Genomic DNA, 13,968 nt, shown 5'->3' with positions numbered 1-13,968 from the left:
CTCTGAGGAGGATTTCTGGGCCAGGATCAGATGGGATGCCTCGCCCATGCTCGAGCCTGTGCAGGAGGCGCTTGCTGCGGACGACACAGAGACTGCCAAGGCGCTCTACCTGGATTATCGCCGGGACTTCACAGACTCGCAGTGGCAGGAACTCTTCAGAAACCATTTCCACGAGACCAGGATTGAGCAAAATCCGGTCGCTATCGCTGACGCCATCGTCGAGGGGCGTATTCCGGTGCAGGGGATTATCCCACCAGAGTACCGCGAAGACCCGCTCTATATCGACTTCGGAGAGACTATCAACTGGACTGCGAATCCCGTCCCGACCGAGTCACCTGTATACACCCGCGAGTTCGAATACTACATCAACCGCATGCCCTTCTGGCGCCCGCTGGCCGATGCCTACCTGCTCACGGGAGATGAGCGCTACACGCAGGCCTGGGTCGAGCAGATGCAAAGCTGGATGGCACAAGATGCCACCAAGGACTCCCCCGAACAGGCTGCCCTGATATGGCGCTCACTCGAAGCCGCCATACGCATGGACGACACGTGGCCCTACGCCTACGTCAGCTTCATAGATGCGGAAGCGTTCACGCCGGACACAAACTATACTTTCGTCAAGTCCGCGATGGAGCATGCCGAGTACCTGGCAGGCGTGCTCAAGGCCGGCCCCCGCAGGACGGGGAACTGGGTCGCGAATGAAGCGCTCGGCCTGCTGACGCTTGCCATGCTGTTCCCGGAGTGGAAGGCCTCTCCGGCATACCGGGAGCAGGCTCTGGCTAGACTGGAGAAAGAGATGAGCCGTCAGGTCAACGCTGATGGCTCGCAGAAAGAGCTGAGCCCCTGGTACCACGACGTGACGATCTCCCGCTTCCGTCGGGCGCTGGACCTACTGAAAACGGCCGGGACAAGCCCCAGCGCGTACTTTGAGCAGGGTCTGCGGAGCATGTACGCCTATGAGCGGGCCATGATGGACCAGGCCGGTAATGTCCCGATGTTTAACGACGGTCTGCCGCTCAATACAAAAAGCACGCTGCGCTCATCCCTCGATCTGTGGGACGACCCGGAAATTTCCTATGTGGTGTCGGGAGGAGATCAAGGGCAAGCTCCCGCCCTTTGCGATTGGCTCCCGGATGCCGGCTACGCGATCTTTCGCAGTGGATGGAGCCCCGATGACTTTACGCTGTGGTTCGATGCTGGCCCTCCCGGCATCGAGCACTTCCACCAGGACCGTCTCGGCTTGATACTGTCAGTAGGCGGGCGGGAGCTGCTCACGGAGGCGGGCCACTGTATCTACGACAGCTCCGAGTGGCGCAGCTACGCGCTCGGCACTGCAGCCCACAACACCCTACTCGTCGATGGCAAGCAACAGCATGCGAGCGGATCGCAGACCAAAGTCGAAAACCGATGGTGTGCCACCCCTGGGTTTGTGCTGGCCGAGGGTGTCTATGACGCCGGCTATCAGCAGGCCGTTTATGAGCGGCGCAACTATTGGCCGATCGGGTACGAGGGCGAGCTGGACAAGAGCATTCGCCATGTCCGCAGCGTACTGTACCTGGAGCCGGCTCTGTTTGTGGTCTGGGACCGTCTACTAGGGAGTGGCCATCACCGCTACGAAGCTCTCTTCCACTTCGACGCACCGACGGAGATCGATGCCGAAACGCTGGCCGTCTCGGCCCATGACAGCGAGGGGCGAGGCATCGAGTTGTACCCGCTTGAGAGCAGCGCACTAGAGGTTTCCAGCGTGTCCGGTCAAACGGACCCCGTGCTCGGATGGCGGACGTTCAAGCGGCACCCGCTGCATACCATCATCTATGCAAAAGAGGCCGAAGCTCCCGCCAGCTTTGTCAACATCCTCATGCCCGTCATGCAGGGCCACCCGACTCTCAACGCTAGCGCAAAGGCTCCCGGCAAGTGGAACCTGGAGGCAGGAGAAAAGTCCTGGCAGCTCATGCTCTCACCTGATGGGCAAACTCCGCAGAAGTGGTCGCCCGAGGCCCTTCCGGAACTCCAGATAAACACTCTGCTGGGGATACAAGGCCGTGCTGACGACGGCTCCGAGTGGGCCGGAGCGGACGGCGCGGTGAGCTTTAGCCTCGGCGAGACGACTTACACGCTATCGAGCACCAGCACTGTTTACTTCGTCCGGACAAAGTCAGCAGACGGAGTCAGCTATGAGCTCCAAAACGCCAAGGGAGCGCAGGATATTGTCCTGATCTCCGAGGACAACAGCCGTCAACCCATCACTCCAGGCGGATCCATCACCTTCGACCTTCACTAGTATACTATGTACTTTAACAAATACCCATTCAGCCAAAACTTCCAGTTCGCCAGCGGCTACGAGCCTAAGGCGCATTTCCAATTCGCAGGTGAGACACGACCGGTGGAGGTGAACACCTGCCGTCCGGGCATATTCCGGCTGACCGTTCGCGGTGCGTCCTGGGATGAAAACTACTCTCAGGCAGAGCTGAATCCGGAAGCCGTCGAGGACGGTCAACCTTACCAACTTGAAATCACCCCTGAGGGCGCGATACACCTGAGCAACACCGATGGGCAGACACTGCTCCAGTCTTTGCCTCAGCGTACGTTTGGTAAATGTGGCACCGCATCGATGTTCCGCTTCTGCCATCAGCAGGAGTACCGCTACTACGGGGCGGGGTCAAAAGTCACGGGATTCGAGCACACAGGCCTTCGCACGAAATTCTGGAACACCGATGTATTCGCCGATTTCCCGCTTGAGCAGATCGTGGCAGGTCGGCCCGACCCGTACTACGTTTCGGTACCCTACCTGATCATCCAGACGCCAGCTGGCTGGGTCGGCCTGCTTTATAATAACCCGCAGGCCACCTTTCTATCCATTGCTGCCCGGCTGAAGATCGAAAGCTTCACCCAAGTATGCACGGGAGATGAAGATGCCATCCTGATCGGAGCCGAGAGCGGCCAGCCTGATTTGTTCATCCTGGCGGCTCCTACCCTGGCGGCACTGACAAGACAGTTCCAGCAAATGGTGGGCACGACTCCGCGGCCGCCCCTGTGGGCTCTGGGCTACCAACAGTCGCGGTGGGGTTACCGCTCGGTGAGCCAGCTTCAGGCGCTCAGAGAGGACTTTGAGCAGCATGACATCCCGGTTGACGGGCTATGGCTGGACATTGACTACATGGACGGTTTCCGCGTCTTCACCGCCGACCCCGCAGAGAACCCGGACTTCGCAGAGGAGGTCATGGCACTGAGTAAGGCTGGGCACCCTGTCGTCCCCATCATTGACCCCGGCGTGAAGATGGACCCTGACTACGATGTCTATCAGACTGGGCATGCTCAGAATGCCTTTTGCAAGAACCCGGAGGGGACAGAGTTCGTCGGGTTGGTCTGGCCGGGGCTGACCGTGTTTCCGGATTTTTCCCGCGAGGAAGTCCGCCAGTGGTGGGCCGACCAGGCCGAGACATTCGCACGACAGGGATTCGTCGGCGCCTGGCTGGACATGAACGACCCGGCGGCGGGGAAAAGTAATCCCTACGATATGCGCTTTGGTGCGGATGGTGAGCACCCGCACGAAACGTACCACAACCAGTACGCCCTCGGCATGGCCCGCGCAACGCGGGAGGGATTTGAGCGCGCGCACCCCGAGAAGAGAATATTCCTGCTCACCCGGTCCAACTTTCTCTCTGGGGGCAAATACGCGGCGGTGTGGACAGGCGATAATGTAGCGAACTTCCACTACCTTCGGATGATGATCCCCACCTGCCTCAACCTCAGCCTGAGCGGCATTCCTTTCAACGGAGCTGATGTCGGAGGCTTCGATGGAGACACATGCCCGGAACTGCTTCGGGCGTGGTTCAAGGCCGCCTTTCTCACTCCATTCTTCAGGAACCACTCTGTCCTCAACAGCATAAAACAAGAGCCCTGGGCCTTTGACCAGAAGACGCTGGAGATTTGCCGTGCCTTTATTCGCCTGCGCTACCTGCTGATGCCCTATCTCTATCAGCAGTTCATCGCTCAACAGGAATGGGGTGACGCCATCATGCGCCCCTTGTTCTATGATTTTAACAGCAGCGATGAGCTTGACCTGAGCTATGTTGACGACGCCTTCATGGTCGGGCCTTCCATTCTGCACGCCCCCTGCCTGTCCGAAGACGAAACCAAACGCCGCATCCCCCTACCCGCTGGGCAGGATTGGTATCAGCCCTTCGAGGACGAGTGGACGACGGGAGGAAGCCCGCTGCAGTATACTGAAAATGCCGAAACAAGCGGGGTGTTTTTCAGAGAAGGATCAATAATCCCGCTGCGGCAGGATGAGCCCTCCGCGAATGCCACAGACCTGCTCCATGTTAATTTCCTCATCGTCGGGCGCCCCGGCACTGAGCGAGAATTTTCTTACCATTACACCGCTGACGACGGAGACAGCCTGTCGTACCAGGACGGAGTCATTTCGACCATGGACATCCACGTGCGGATAAGTGAAAAGCGCATAGAGGTCGAGTGGGCACAGCCAATCGACAGATACGGGAAAATTGTTCCGGCATTCTCCTTCGTGGGTGCCTTTGATGAAATTCGCGTGAACGGCGCATCGGTCGAGGCAGGTGAAAACGACTTTTCCAAGTTGTGGCAGCACACCATGAAGGGAGTTCGAGGGACACCTTCCCCCACTCCATTTTGCGGAGCCTCGGTTTAGAATGACGGTCCTCCACCTTGCCGCGCCAAAAACCGAGTACTTCGGAGAAGCTCGTCCCGGTCAGTCCCTCGATACGGTGCAGGGCGAGCGCCACCTCATCCCGGCAGCTAGGCTCTATGTAGGCTTTGATTGTACTACATGGCTCAGGCCTCCAGCCTCGGGTTAATGGCAAACCACTTATACAGTGCTGGAATGACCAGCAGCGTCAGCACAGTGGAGGATAGCAAGCCGCCAATGACGACCAGCGCCAGCGGCCGCTGCACCTCGCTTCCCGTTCCGGTAGCCAGTAGCAGCGGCAGCAGCCCCAGCAGCGTCGTCCCTGCGGTCATCAGCACCGGGCGCACGCGCAGGCAGGCTCCTTCGATACTGGCGTCGTCCACGTTTTTGCCTTCACGGACAAGCTGGTTCAGGTAAGTCATTAGCACCATCCCGTTACCCAGGGCGATGCCAAACAGCGCGATGAAACCGATACTGGACGGCACAGAGAGATTCTCCCCCGCCAGCCAGAGTCCGGCCACGCCGCCGACCAGAGCCAGCGGGATATTTAGCAGGATAAGCGCTGTGTTCTTTACCGACCCGAATGACATGTAGATCAACAACATGATGAGGGCGAGCGTGACCGGCACGACGACTGCCAGGCGCTTGTTCGCCTCCTGCTGGAGCTCGTATTGGCCGCCCCACGACACCAGGTATCCCGAGGGGAGCTCGACCTGCGCCTCGATGGCGGTCTGTGCCTCGGCCACGAAACCTCCGATGTCGCGGCCCACGACATTGGCCTGGATTTCCAGATAACGCTGGTTGTTCTCGCGGACGATCTGTCGAGGCCCTACGATTTCATCGATCGTGGCTACTTCGTCCAGTGGGATCAGTGTACCCTCTGAGGTTCGCACGATCAGATGGCTCAAATCTTCCAGCGAATCACGTGCCTGCTCCTGATAGCGCACGTAGATATCGTAGCGCTGGACGCCCTCGTAGATCTGCCCAGCCTCGACGCCACCGACGGCGGCCTCGATCAGCTCCTGCACTTCAGAGAGATTGAGTCCATGCCGGGCGATGGCCTCGCGGTCGGGCCGGATAACGATCTGTGGGGAGCCAATAACCTGGCCGGTCTGCACGTCGGCGGCGCCTTCAATGCCGTTGACCACGTCGGCGATTTCCTCGCCCTTGACCTTGAGCACATCCAGGTCCGCCCCGAAAAGCTTGATCGCGAGCTGGGCTTTTGAGCCACCGATGAGCTCGTCCACGGAGAGCTGGATGGGCTGGGTGATATTGACCTGCACGCCCGGCATGCCCTCCAGCGCTTCGCGCATGGCGTTTTCTACGTCGATTTGGGTAAAGCCCGCCCGCCATTGATCCTTGGGTTTGAGTACGACCATCATGTGCACGGTGTTGATCGGGTCGGCATGGGCGCCGACCTCACCTCGACCGATGCGCGAGACGGCTTGCTCGATCTCGGGAACCGTCAGCAGACGCTTCTCCGCAATCAGGCTGTTGCGCATGGTCTCCCCCAGCGAGACCGAGGGCGCCATCGTGAGATTGGCAATGATGTCGCCCTCCATCAGACGCGGCGTGAACTCCGACCCCAGCCTGGGGAATATCCACGCACCCAGCGCGAGCAGCAGCACCGAAAGCATAACCGCCAAGACGCGCACACGCACGAACAGTCCCACGATCGGGCGATAAACGGATACTAATGCGCGGACGATCCAGATATCCCTGCTCTCCCCGTGGGCAGCATCCTTTTTCCGGCGGGGCTTACGCATCAGCAGAGCGGAGTAAACCGGTGCCCCGATCAGCGCGTAGATGAGCGACCCAAACATGGCCAGCGCCACGGTATAAGCCAGCGGGCGAAACATCTTGCCCTCCACCCCCTGAAGCGTGAACAGCGGGATAAAGACCAGCACGACAATCAGGATCGCAAAGGTGATCGGCTGCGCCACCTCCCGGCAGGCGCGCGCGATCACGCGAAACTTGGATTCGCGCGCATCCGCCTGCCGCAGGAGACGGTCGGAATTCTCGACCATGACGATGGTCCCGTCCACCATCATGCCGATAGCGATTGCGAGCCCGCCCAGCGACATGAGGTTGGCGGAGATGCCAAAGTAGTACATCGCGATGGCCGCGAACAAAACCGAGAACGGGATCGAAATCGCCACCACCAGACTGGGCCTGAAGCCACCGATGAAGACCAGCAGGACCAGCACCACCAGCCCGATCCCCTGAAGCAGCGCACGGGTGACAGTGCCGACAGCGGCCTGCACGAGCGTTTTCTGCTGATAGTACGCGTCGATGATCACGCCCTCGGGTAAAGCCTTCTCAATCTCCGCCAGTTTCTTTTCCACCGCTTCGATCACCGTGGAAGAATTTGAGCCGTAGAGCTTGATCACCATGCCGGAGACCACCTCGCCCTCCCCGTTGCGGGTCTGCATGCCCTGCCGGATCTCGCCGCCGATGTCTACCGTGGCGACATCTTCCAGGTATACCGGAGTGCCGTCCTCGTGCGTGATCACGATGCGCTCCAGATCTCTCTGGTCTCCGACCAGCCCCTCCGAGCGGACGATAAACATCTCGCCGTTGTGCTCGATGAACTGCCCGCCGACGTTCTGGTTGTTCGCCTTGATGCGCTCGATGACCTCGCCCAGGCTCAGATTGTAGCGCAGCAGAGCGTCAGGGTCGACATTGACCTGGAACTGCTTGACCTGCCCGCCAATGCCGAGCACCTCAGTCACACCAGGAACAGTCTGGAGGTTGTACTTCACCACCCAGTCCTGAATGCTGCGTAGTTCCTCCAGACTGTACTGCCCAGTGGTATCGATGAGGTTGTAATAGAGCACCAGCCCCTGCCCGGTTGAGATAGGCCCCATCTGTGGCTCTCCAAAGCCATCGTGGATCGCCTCGCGTGCCTCAGACAAACGCTCACCCACCAGTTGGCGGGCGTGGTAGATGTCCGTGCCGTCCTTAAAGTAGACACTCACCACGGACAGTCCGAAGTTCGAGACCGAGCGAATTTCCTCCACGTCGGGCAGGCCGCTCATCGAGGCCTCCACGGGAAAAGTGACGAACTTCTCAACCTCTTCAGGGCCGAGCCCGGATGTCACCGTAAAGACCTGTACGAGCGCCGGAGAGACATCCGGAAATGCGTCCACGGGCAACTGCTTGTAGCTCCAGTAGCCGCTCGCCATCACGGCGAGCGTCAGGAGCACCACCACGAGCTTGTTGCGCAGGGCGCAATCAATGAGTTTCTGTAACATGGTATTTGCTGCGCTGGGGGTTAGTGCTGGTGTCCGCCGAATGAGCCTTTGCCCAGTTCCGCCTTCAGCGAAATCGGGTTTTGTGCGACGTAAGTCTCTCCCGGCTCCAGGCCGCTTTCGACGGCCAGCGAATCGGCATCACCGTGTCCGAGTACAATCGGACGCGGCTCGAAGCCATCGTCCGTCTGCACAAACACGACCGTCTGGCCCTCGTAGTCGAGGACCGCTGTGCGCGGGATCACGATGTCCGCATGGTGATTACCAACCGTGACGCTTCCCTTGATGAACTGACCGGGCTTCCAGAGTCCCTCCGCATTTTCTACCACGACCCGGACCAGCCCGGTACGGGTGTGCTCGTCGATAACCGGAGCGATGTACCCAACCGTGCCGCGAAACTCACCGCCCTCATGCCCGCCGGTTATGAGTACCGGCTGCCCTCGGGTGACCTTACCGAGATCGCGCTGGTAAATACGCAGGTCCGCCCAGAGTGTGGACAGATCAGCCACGGTAAACAGAGGGGCGCCCGCCTCCACCGTTTCACCCTGCGTAATCTCATAGGCCGTAATGACACCGTCAAAGGGTGCCGTGATCTCAAAGGGTCGAAGCGTGTCCGTGCTTTCCAGCATGGCCAGGACCTGCCCCTGCTTAACCGGGTCCGCAAGCCGTGCCTTGATCTCCAGTACGGTGCTGGCATAGCGGGGCGTCACGTAGGCGACATGTTCACGATTGAACTGAATCTCGCCGGGGAGAATCACTTCCTCGTGCAAGGTGCCCGGCCCGGCCTGCGCCAGCTCGATGCCGAACTCCTCCAGCACCTCCGGCGAGAGCACCACGACGCCCTCCTCGTGGTCGTGATGCTCGTCCTCGTCGCCATGCCCGTCGGCGGGGGAGCCTTCATCGGCATGGCTATGTCCGGAGTGATCACCGTGGTCATGCGTATCCGTATCTGAATACGCGAGCGTCGCCTGGGACAGCCCCAACAGCGTAGCGAGAAATAGTGTGGGTCGCATTTTATTTACAACGTTCATTTTAAGCTACTGGTTGGAGGTTGTTTCGCTGTCTGACACAGGGGCAGTAGGAGCCGGGGAGCCGTCGGCAGACGTGTTGTCTCCGCATTTATCATGGCTGACTTTCGCCCCAAAGGCCGGTGTGCCATGGCGACGTCCCTTCTTACCTCCGGAGTAGTGGCGGCCATGCCCCTGCGTTTTTACCTCACAGCGTTTTTCGTCAGTCTCATTCGCCGCCTTCGTGAGCTCCTTATCCGCGCTAGAAACGCAGCCTTCTGTGCTTTTCGGCGACGCTGGAGACGCTTGTGAGGGGCTTGATTCGGCCTTAACCTCAGATTGCGTAGTCCCCAAAAATCCCACCCCATGACGGCGGCCATTTCTGGCATGGGAGTAGTGCTTGCCATGTGTCTGGGTGATGACCGGTTGATCGGGGCATTTCCCGTCGCTGGTGGGTTCTGTGTTCGCGTTTACCAGTGGCGACGCTGCTGCCAGGACGACAGCATAGGTCAAGGCGCGTGCTGAGTTTTCAGAGACTGATTTGATTTTAAATATATACATAATGGTAAGTGTTTTGAATGTGTTTATAAACGGTGTATTTTATGGCCGGCCGTTGACAGGGCGCGTGAGCGTCTGGATCTCAATCTGGGCAGCGGTGTAGCGCTGAAGCGCACCCAGATAGGCTTCACGGACTTCGAAGAGCGTTTCGCGGCTACTGAGCACATCCAGCTGCGTGTACTGGCCACGCTCGTAGCCTGCGGATATATCCGCCAGAGCCTGCTCGGCTCCCGGCATCAACTGCTCTTGGACGGACATCGCCTCGGCGTGCGCACTCGTCAGCGCCTGGTAGGCACGGTTGAGCCGGATGAGCAGCTCGCGACGCAGCGCCTCGCGCTCGTATTCGACGGCACGCACTTGTGCCCGCGCCGTACGGATGTTCCCCTGGTTCCTGTCGAAGAGCGGCCAAGGGACTTCAATCCCGGCAACAAAGCCGAAATTACCGTTATCCTCGTTGAAGTAGCGACCGCCTGCAAAGACTTCGAAGTCGGGAACTGCTTGCGCCTTCTCCAATTCCAGAGCGGCTTCGCGGCTACTGCGGAGCGCCTCATACTGCCCCAGATGGACGGTGTTGGTCAGGCTGGCCACCAAGTCGGAAAAAGCAGGAACATCTGGCTCCAGGCGGATCGTCCCCTCGACATCGAAGTCGGCTTCTGCCTGCGGTCCCCATAACATGACCAGGTTTGCCTTGGCCACGCTCAGATACCTCAGGGCCTGCTCCAGGGCATAGCGCTGCTGGCGCACAGCGAGGACTGCCCGTGAGAGCTCTACCTGCGAAGACCGAGCGGCCTCCACTAATCGTGCCGTCTCACGCTCGCTCTGCTCAGCCAGTTCAAGCTGCTCCTGACGAAGTTCGACGGATTCCTGAGCGAGCAATATTTCGGTGAAACTTGCTCGGACCTCAGCCTCAAGCTCCGAGAGTGCCACCTCGCGCTGCCAATCGACGATATCCCTCTCGCGCCGCGCCAATGCGGTGCGACGGGCTTGCTTGTCGGCAGTCTCGATAACCTGACTGAACCCGAGCGTAACCTCCAGGCCCTGAACACCCGTAATGGGGCCGGTGCCGAGAAAGTTCTCCACCTCCGCACCAACAACCGGGTTTGGAGGCAGGTCCGCCTGTTCGATTTGCCCGTCGGCCGCATCCGCCAAAGCCGAGTTCAGCCCGAGGCGTGGGTCATTCGGGATAGCGCGGTGAAGCGCGGTTTGAAGAGTTATTGTCTCCACCGCCGAGGTGGGCTCGGCGGGTAGCGTCCCAGCTGAGACGCCCAATATGAGTGTGTACGTTGAAAGATAGGAATATAAGTGCATGAAAAATCCTGATGCCAGTTGAGGGCATGCACAGCCTTGCGATAAGGCATGCATCGATGCGCTCTCCACCGTGGAAAGCGCCCAACAACAGGGATCAGGATCAAATGCGCAGCACGACGGTCTGTGCGACCATCCGGCACGTATGCATCGCTGGAGGAGCTCGGGCGGGATTCGGACCGCGAGACTCCACCCCCTTCAGCTCCGGGGGGGCGACGGGGAGAGTATCAGCACAGGTGGCAGCCAGATGAGGCATCACGGGATCACTCATCCGGATCACCTGAGCATCGATACTCTGTAGCCGTACATCCGTACAGTCGCCGCACTCGGGCGACCGGGAATTGCTCACCTCATGGCAGCAGTTTCCGTCGTAACTAACGACCGGTGCGGCTGCAGTGTCCTGCGTATGCAGACACATCAGTAACGTGCCCATCGCATCGGCCATACCGTTTATGGCGATGAGGCAAACAAGTCCTGTACTGATGATATTCCTTAGCGACATCGGCTCAACGGTGCGTAATGGGAAGTAACTGCTCGCACCTGTCAAGTTGTTTCCGGATAAGACTCACAGAGCTGGCAGCAGATCAGTGATAAAACGATCCCTCCCCTCCCCGATCCCGAAGAACATGCATGGCAGATCTCCGTTCACATACCAACGCGCTTCAAAACGGAGATTTCCTCCCGGCTCGGTAATGTCGCGTAAGCCGATATAACACCCGGGGCATCTGTCCGACGCCCAAGGCATACGCATGCCCATGAGCCACCACTGGGTATATCCATACTTGTGAAAACGCTATCCCAGAAGCTGGTGCCGCCTTGTATTATCCATGACAAAGTCGGGACCGAGCGAAACACAGCGGCAGTTTCTGTACAGCGATCGTGGCGGCCCGCTGCGCGCACTCAGGAGCTTATAGCACAAGTCGGACTTTCAGGGGTACTAGTAGATCCACTGAATGCCGTGCGCTTCGCAAAGGCAGCGCAATGCCGCGAGCAGCGTGAACACGCCAAACACCCCCAGTAGCGTCCCTACGGCAAAAAGCAGGCGGTAGGGCTCGCCTTCGGCGACGAGCTGCCAGAAACCGAGGCGTGCAGGCTCGGCAGCGGTAGCTATGGGAAGCGATTTCATATCCGTAACAGGTGGGCTAGTGATCGCACATCGCCTGTGGATTGAACTGGAAGGCGTCCGCCGGCCCCTGGAACTTCCGCTTGGCGATCAGCGCATCGACCAGTTCCTCGGCGTCCATCCCCCCACCTGAGCAGATGTAGAAGCGGGCCTGCTCGCCAAAGGTGTTTAGAATCGTTTCGATCAAGCTCTCCCTGGAGAAGGTGCGCTCGGATTCGCTCATCATTTGCAGCACGGCGTGGCCGTGGATTTCTTCTTGAATAGGATCGGACATGATTAGTTATGAATAAGGGTTACTGTCGTTATTTATGGATACTAACATTTACAAGGCGAGGATCGCCTGAAGATCCGCTTCCGGTGTCGTAATTGGCTGGATCTGATAGGCATCGACCAGATAGTTCAGGACATTGGGCGTGATAAAGGCGGGCAGCGTCGGCCCCAGGCGAATGTTTTTGATCCCCAGATAAAGCAGCGTCAGCAGGATAGAAACGGCCTTCTGCTCGTACCAGGACAGGATCATCGACAGCGGCAGCTCGTTCACGCCACAGTCAAAGGCCTCGCTCAGCGCAACGGCGATCTGGATGGCCGAGTAAGCGTCGTTGCACTGGCCGATGTCCAACAGGCGCGGAATGCCGCCTATGGTGCCCAGGTCCTGATTAAAGAAGCGGAATTTACCGCAGGCCAGGGTCAGCACGACCGAGTCCTTCGGGGTCTGCTTGACGAACTCGGTGTAATAGTTGCGCCCCGGGCGGGAACCATCGCAGCCGCCGACGAGGAAGAAGTGCTTGATCGCCCCGGCCTTGACCGCGTCAATGACCTGATCGGCGACGCCGAGCACGGCGTTACGGGCAAAGCCTGTGGTGACGCTTCCCTTGTCGCAGTAGTCGGTAAAACCGTCCATCTCCAGAGCCATCTCTACGACTACGGAGAAGTCGTCCTCGGGCACGTGCTGAGCACCGGGCCAGCCAACTAGCCCGGTGGTGAAGACGCGCTGGGCGTAGGTGCTGGCGGGGCGCTGGATGCAGTTCGTCGTGAAAAGCACCGGCCCCGGAAAGGCCGGAAGCTCCAGCCGCTGGTTCTGCCAGGCAGTCCCGTAGTGGCCGTAAAAGTGCGGGTACTTCCTCAGTTCCGGGTAGCCGTGGCAGGGAAGCATCTCGCCGTGGGTGTACACGTCGATCCCCTTGCCCTCGGTCTGCTGCAGGAGCGTTTCGAGATTCTTCAGGTCGTGGCCACTGATGAGAATGCACTTGTTTTTGCGGTGGCCCAGCGGCACCTGTGTCGGGACCGGGTGCCCGTAGTGACCGGTATTACCCGCGTCGAGCAGCTCCATCGCCCGCAGGTTGACCTCACCACATTTGAGCGCGAGCGCCACGCCATCCTCCAGAGAGACGCCATCTGTATCCAGCGCGATCAGGGCCTCGTGGATGAAGTCGATCACGACGGGATCAGACTGGCCAAACTTGCTGGCGTGCTCGGCGTAAGCGCAGATGCCCTTGATCCCGTAGAGCAGGATTTGTTTGAGCGAGCGGATGTCGGGGTCAACGTCGAGGCTCTCGATCAGGTTGAGCGCTTTTCCCTGATCGACCAGTGCGTCGTCGTCCACCGCCGGGGCAAAGGCCAGGCAATCGCTACCGACCGGGACGCCTCCGCCGTGTGCCGCCACGCGTGCGGCCAGTGCCTCACGACGGGCGACCACCTCGCGAATCAGCTCCGAAAGCCGCGCCGGATCGAAGTCAACATTGGTCAGGGTCGTGAAAACGCCCTTCAGGACGAGAATATCTATCTGCTCGTCGCGCAGGTCGAGACGATGCGCTTCCCGTGCCCAGTAGGACAGCCCCTGCAGCGCGTGGATGAGCGCGTCCTGTAGGGCTGCGACGTCTTCGTTCTTCCCGCATACACCGGCGATGTCGCAGGCAATGCCGTGGGCGGTCTGTTCACACTGATTACAAAACATACTATTTCCCGAGTTCGCGTGGTCGATTTTCCACGATTTTAGCAAAACCCGCCTTGGAGTTCCTTGACGCAGGTCAAAAACCGATCCTTTTTTCAGAAAAATTC

General features: G+C 59.4%; 8 protein-coding genes. 2 read left to right on the top strand and 6 right to left on the bottom strand.

Annotation, left to right across the window (positions count from 1 at the left end):
• Window positions 1-46 precede the first annotated feature (46 nt).
• Together K0V07_RS11935 and K0V07_RS11930 are read left to right on the top strand one after the other, a co-directional pair.
• Window positions 47-2,281 (top strand): alginate lyase family protein, encoded by a 2,235-nt coding sequence (locus K0V07_RS11935; protein WP_220621619.1) that lies wholly within the window; start codon window positions 47-49, stop codon window positions 2,279-2,281.
• A 6-nt stretch (window positions 2,282-2,287) separates the two neighbouring features.
• Entirely contained in the window at window positions 2,288-4,669 is a 2,382-nt protein-coding gene (locus K0V07_RS11930; RefSeq protein WP_220621618.1) for a glycoside hydrolase family 31 protein, read from the top strand.
• A 143-nt stretch (window positions 4,670-4,812) separates the two neighbouring features.
• Here K0V07_RS11930 and K0V07_RS11925 read toward each other — a convergent pair whose 3' ends face one another.
• The 6 genes from K0V07_RS11925 to hcp form a co-directional block, all read right to left on the bottom strand.
• Window positions 4,813-7,920 carry a CusA/CzcA family heavy metal efflux RND transporter gene (locus K0V07_RS11925; RefSeq protein ID WP_220621617.1) on the bottom strand — a complete coding sequence of 1,036 codons (3,108 nt, stop codon included), beginning with the start codon at window positions 7,918-7,920 and terminating at the stop codon, window positions 4,813-4,815.
• 20 nt (window positions 7,921-7,940) lie between these two features.
• A complete protein-coding gene (locus tag K0V07_RS11920) occupies window positions 7,941-8,930 on the bottom strand; it encodes an efflux RND transporter periplasmic adaptor subunit (RefSeq protein ID WP_220621616.1) in 990 nt (329 codons plus the stop codon).
• A gap of 594 nt (window positions 8,931-9,524) precedes the next feature.
• Window positions 9,525-10,751 carry a TolC family protein gene (locus K0V07_RS11915; RefSeq protein WP_220621615.1) on the bottom strand — a complete coding sequence of 409 codons (1,227 nt, stop codon included), beginning with the start codon at window positions 10,749-10,751 and terminating at the stop codon, window positions 9,525-9,527.
• A 973-nt stretch (window positions 10,752-11,724) separates the two neighbouring features.
• Window positions 11,725-11,913: a hypothetical protein gene (locus K0V07_RS11910; RefSeq protein ID WP_220621614.1), complete on the bottom strand. Its 189-nt coding sequence runs from the start codon at window positions 11,911-11,913 to the stop codon at window positions 11,725-11,727.
• 16 nt (window positions 11,914-11,929) lie between these two features.
• Window positions 11,930-12,184, bottom strand: coding sequence for a YecH family metal-binding protein (locus K0V07_RS11905; protein ID WP_220621613.1), 255 nt, complete (start codon window positions 12,182-12,184; stop codon window positions 11,930-11,932).
• Between the two features lie 48 nt (window positions 12,185-12,232).
• The gene (hcp, locus tag K0V07_RS11900) at window positions 12,233-13,864 is read right to left on the bottom strand and encodes a hydroxylamine reductase (RefSeq protein WP_220621612.1); all 1,632 of its coding nucleotides are present in this window, start codon (window positions 13,862-13,864) and stop codon (window positions 12,233-12,235) included.
• Between the last annotated feature and the right edge of the window lie 104 nt (window positions 13,865-13,968).

The organism is Ruficoccus sp. ZRK36, assembly GCF_019603315.1.
Lineage (GTDB): Bacteria > Verrucomicrobiota > Verrucomicrobiia > Opitutales > Cerasicoccaceae > Ruficoccus.
This window is presented reverse-complemented; position numbering and strand designations above follow the sequence as displayed.